At 72.2% G+C, this 1,590-nt stretch carries 2 protein-coding genes; both read right to left on the bottom strand.

Annotated features, from left to right (window positions below):
• The coding region (locus tag WA805_RS16520) for a sensor histidine kinase (protein WP_425242778.1) at nt 1-1,139 on the bottom strand (1,139 nt) is incomplete at its 3' end.
• Nucleotides 1,140-1,143: 4 nt separating this feature from the next.
• Nucleotides 1,144-1,590: winged helix-turn-helix domain-containing protein (locus WA805_RS16525; protein ID WP_425242779.1), on the bottom strand; the 447-nt coding region annotated here is incomplete at its 5' end.

The following is a 1,590-nucleotide window of genomic DNA, read 5'->3' on the forward strand; positions in this document are numbered from 1 at the left end:
GCGCCGGAACCGGCCGGCAGCTCCGGCCGCCCGCTGGGCGGCGCCGGCAAGGTCAGCTCGAATTCGCTGCCCGAGCCGGGCTTGCTGCGGACCGTCACGTCGCCGCCGTGCGCGCGGGCTACCGCGCGGACGAGGGGAAGCCCCAGTCCGGTTCCCCGTGACTCGTGGTCGTCGCCGGTGCGGAACCGGTCGAAGATGAGGTGCAGCCGGTCCTCGGGAATGCCGCTGCCGCCATCCGCGACGATGATGCGCACTGGCATGCCGGGCCAGCCCCTGATGACCGACAACTGTATGACATTGCCGGTCACGGTATGCCGCACCGCGTTCTCGAGGAGTGCGTCGAGAGCCAGGCCCAGCCGCTCCCTGTCCGCCCGTACCGTCACCGGGTCGAGCCGGCCGAGCTGCCAGCTCCGGTCGGCGGTCGGCCGCCACCGCCTGATCAGCTCCATGATCAGCCGGTCGAGCGCGACGACCTCGGCGTGCAGGAACCCCGGGTCGCCGGCCGCAGCGATGAGGAGCAGCCGCTCCGCGATCCTGCGCAGCCGGCTGAGCTCGCCGATCACGACCTGGATGTCCTGGTCTTGCTGCTGGCCGGTGAGATCGCCGGCCAGCAGCTCGGCGTGGCCGAGCGCGATCGTGATCGGCGTCCGCAGCTGGTGCGCGGCGTCTTGGAGGAACCGCTGCTGGGTGGCGAGCAGCCGGCCGTTCTCCTCGCTGAGCGACCGGGTCGCCCGGTCGGCCGCCTGCCTGCGGTGGGCGTGCCACGCCATGGCGACAAACACCGCGGCCATCAGCGGCACCTCGGTCAGCTCCGCAGGCGGCTCAGAGCCGCGCCACACGTCGAGGCCGATGCCGGCGACGGTGGTCAGCATGACCGCGCCGAGTACCCACATGGTCGGCGCGGCCCGCCACGGCTGGAAGCCGTAGAGCACCGTCAGGCTGATCCAGATGAAATGGAACGGGATCGTCTCCCAGTTGGCGAACCAGAAGATCGCGATCAGGTTGAGCGCAGAGAAGACCGCCCAGCTCGTGTTCAGCGCCAGCGGGCTGTACGGCCAGCGCAGCGCGAGAATCTGCGCGGTCGCGTGGCGCACCCGGGCCAGGGAGCGGGTGCCGCTCCCGCCGCCCTGTGAGCTCACGAGGCTACCGGGCGACGAGCTGATAGCCCTCACCCCGCACGGTCTTGATCAGGTCGAATCCGAGCTTGGAGCGCAGCCGCCGGACGCACACGTCCACCACGTTCGAGCCCGGGTCGAAGTCGTAGCCCCAGACGGTGGCCAGCAGCGTGCCCTTGGGCACCGACTGCCCCACGTGCTCGGCGAGCTCGCGCAGCAGCAGGAACTCCAGCCTGGTCAGCGGCACGGGCCCGTTGCCGATGTCGGCGACCAGCCGCCCGACGTCGAGGGTGACGTCGCCCGCCTGGATCGTCTCCGCGTGCGGATGCGCGTCGCCGCCCGCGGAGCCCTGGACGCCCAGGGCGCCGCGGGCGGCGGGGCGCATCCGCACGCGGAGGTGATCCTGGCGGGCGACGTCACCCTCGACGTCGGGCGGCTGGTCGCCGACATCGGCAACGGGCCCGTGCCGCTGACC

Origin of the sequence: Trebonia sp. (genome assembly GCF_049794275.1) — a bacterium.
Classification (GTDB): Bacteria; Actinomycetota; Actinomycetes; order Streptosporangiales; family Streptosporangiaceae; genus Trebonia.